Raw genomic sequence first — 3,453 nt, forward strand, 5'->3', positions numbered from 1 at the left:
TGCGGCTTTATATTATGGAGTTGGGTTTAATAAATTGTCAAAGAAATGGACTATCGGTAAAGAATTACTGGTTTATTTTTTGATCATATTGTTAATCTCCCTCAGTGCGAAATTGACCCATTATTTTAGTTACAATAATGTTCCTATTACTTTATATGGTATTTGGTCTTTTTTACAAAAAGGAATTTCTATCAGTATCCTCCCTTTTGCTTTAATCTTTTTTGTTAAATCCCAACGAAAGGGAAAGAAAGAAATAAAATCTTACTCCAATACTAATGAGTATTCTCCTTCTATTACACTTAATGGAAATAATCGGGATGAAAGATTTTCCATTTCTCTAAATGAATTATTGTATTTAAAGGCAGACAGTAATTATGTTGAAATCCATTTTAAAAAAGATAAAAATCTGAGAAAACATTTAATAAGAAACTCTCTAAGCAAAATATTAAGGCAAAACGAAAACAGTGAATTAATGCAGGTTCACCGGTCTTATATAGTTAATCTTACTCAAGTAAAATCCACTGTAGGAAAATCTCCAAATTATTTTCTTGCTTTTAAAAATTCAGATGTGCGAATTCCTGTTTCCCGGACTTTTTTAAAACCCTTGAAAGAAATGCTAAAGAAACAATCAACTTAGGTGAAAATATTCTAATCTAAATCTTAACCTTAATAAAATTCCATTTTTCCCCTAAAACTATTTAACCCCTACTTACTTAAGCTTTCCCTCAAAAACAAATCCCTTTTCAATAAGAAAAAATATTCCAATATTACTAAATTATTCCACTTATTTTTAAATCCTTTTTAATACATAGATTTTTTTATTCTCAATTTTCTTACTGAAAAAAGAGATCAAAATTTAAAGACAAATTCAATAAACACACTGTTTTAATCCCTGCATTTCATCCCTAAAAACTACATCTGAGCCCACTAAAATGCAATTTAGCCCTAAAACACGTCACTCAGCCCTTTCATTTCCCTCCTTTCTGATTTCTTCCTTAATTGTGAATGATTTTTAAAAGAAAACCAAAGTAAAGTTCATTTATATCAACTAAAAACATTAATAAAAATGAAGAAAATTTCAACTTTATTAATTACCTTAGCCCACCTTCTCCCCTCCTCAGACCTACTGGCACAGACCAAGTTGAGCAATGAAATTACCATCCACGGAAAGGTAACTAATGATAAAGGGGAATTCATTGAAATTGGAAATATACTAATACTTTCTTTAAAGGACTCTACATTAATCAAAGGGAATTACTTCTTTGACGGACAATTCGAAATACAGGGCTCCTTTCCTACCTCAGCACTTTTAATGGTTAGTTCCATGGGATTCAAGGACTATTATTCTCCTTTAATGATCTCTAAGAAGGGGAAAAAAAATACCATTAATATGGGACAAATCACTATTAAGGAAAATTTAAAAGAGCTAGAAGCTGTAGAAATTATCGCTACAAAACCCGTATTCCGACAAGAAGCTGGCAAATTAATTGTAGATGTTAAAAACAGCATAGCAGCCGGAAGTGGTACAGCCATTGAATTGCTTAAGAAAACCCCAGGTGTTATAACCAATCAAGACAATTCTGTTTCCATTTTTGGAAAGGGGAAAGCCACAGTTCTAATAAATGGACGCAAAGTTCCCGCATCAGAAATGCTCACCAACCTTAGTGCAGACCAAATACAGGAAATTGAAATTATCTCCTCTCCTTCGGCAAAATATGAAGCCGAAGGCAAAGGAGGGGTAATTAACATCATCACGAATGATAGAAAAATTGAAGGAAGTTTTGCAAAGATCAGTGGCACTCTAACAAAAGCCATCTATCAAAGAGCCTACCTTGTAGGTACTTACGCATACCAAAAGGGAAAATTCAATTTATATTCCTCCTACAGTAACAACCCCCATAAAACCCGAACAATTGATGAGTATCACCGAAGCTTTGGAACTAATATGGAAACTTCTTCTTTACAAATGAAAAATCGTGTGGAAACCATTAGACAATATCTAAATGCTCATAATTATAATCTAAGTACTGATTACGCTTTTAATGAAAAAAACAGCTTGAGCCTTCAATACAGAGGGCAACTTTATCAGGGAGATATTAAAACGCTCAATAGCAATCGGATCGGGGAAGGTGAAATAATGCAAACCGAATTTCTTACCCATAATAAAAAGAAAAAATTCTTTGGAAATAATTCCTTTAATTTTAATTACAACCTAAAACCTTCAAAAGGAGAAACTTTATCCCTTACAGCAGATTATGCTAACACTCTGATCAAGTCTGAGGATGTAATTGAAGAAAATATCAGCGCCCTTAAGAATAGGGAGACTTCTACAAATGACAAACGAAACGAAAGCAATAACCTCATTCGACTTTTCTCCTTTCAAGCCGATTACAGCAAGTATTATGACAAACCTAAACTAAAAATTGAAACAGGCTTACGTTGGGCATCCTCTTCAAACAATAGTAAGATAGATTTTATTAGAAAAGGAGAAAATAACAACTGGGAAAAAGATCCCTCTATTTCCAATGGATTTGACTACAAGGAAAATATTGGGGCTGCCTATTTTCAACTGGATAAAAGATTTGGGAAGTTAAAAATTAATACAGGTTTAAGAGGAGAGTTAACCCAACCGAATGGTTATTCACTTACCTTGCAAAAACAGGTTATTGAAGGGGATTATTTCCAACTCTTTCCCTCTTTTTCTATTGGTTTCGACCTTTCTAAAGACCTTAACATTTACTTAGCTTACTCTAAGCGTATTTCACGCCCCTCATACAGGGACATGGATCCTTCAGTAGATTACATCGATTCCCTAACCTACTTCAAAGGAAACCCTTATCTAAAAGCAGAAACTAATCAAGGCTTTGAAGCCGCATTAACTTACAAAGAATATGCGTCCATCAAAGTGGGTTATACCAGTACCCAAAATGCCATTAAACGTTTCGTAGCACAGGATGAAAACAACCCTGAACTTTCCTATTCTGATTTCCGAAACATCCCTAAGGCCGAAACTTACTGGGTAAGCCTAACCCTCCCTTACCAAAATTCCTGGTGGACTACATATAACTCTTTTGGTTGGGAATATAATACCTTTAATTATAAAAGTGTAGATACTTTTTTTCAACTCAGAAAACCATTATGGTACATCTACTCCTATCAGGAGTTTAAACTTCCAGGAGGAATCCTGGCCGAAATCACTTTTCAGTGGTTCTCTCCTGGAGTAGACGGTATTTTTGAATTCGAATCCAGTTATACAATGTCAACAGGACTTCGAAAATCCTTCATCAAGGATAAATTAGACATTCGCCTTATAGGAAATGATATCTTCAATACTTACCGGGAAGCAGGAAACACCCAAATCCAAGGGGTTAAAATTAACTATGGCTCCCAATACGATGATACTTATTTAAGATTATCCTTTACTTATAAACTGGGTCGACTAAAGAGTACCAA

Annotated in this window: 2 protein-coding genes; both read left to right on the top strand. The window is 34.0% G+C overall.

All coding sequences use genetic code 11. The features are described 5' to 3' along the window. A partial coding sequence (locus tag E1171_RS04545) for a LytTR family DNA-binding domain-containing protein (RefSeq protein ID WP_155204533.1) occupies nt 1–637 on the top strand: 637 nt, incomplete at its 5' end. Between the two features lie 429 nt (nt 638–1,066). After that, a partial coding sequence (locus E1171_RS04550) for an outer membrane beta-barrel family protein (protein WP_155204535.1) occupies nt 1,067–3,453 on the top strand: 2,387 nt, incomplete at its 3' end.

Origin of the sequence: Xanthovirga aplysinae, assembly GCF_009711365.1 — a bacterium.
GTDB classification, from domain to species: Bacteria; Bacteroidota; Bacteroidia; order Cytophagales; family Cyclobacteriaceae; genus Xanthovirga; species Xanthovirga aplysinae.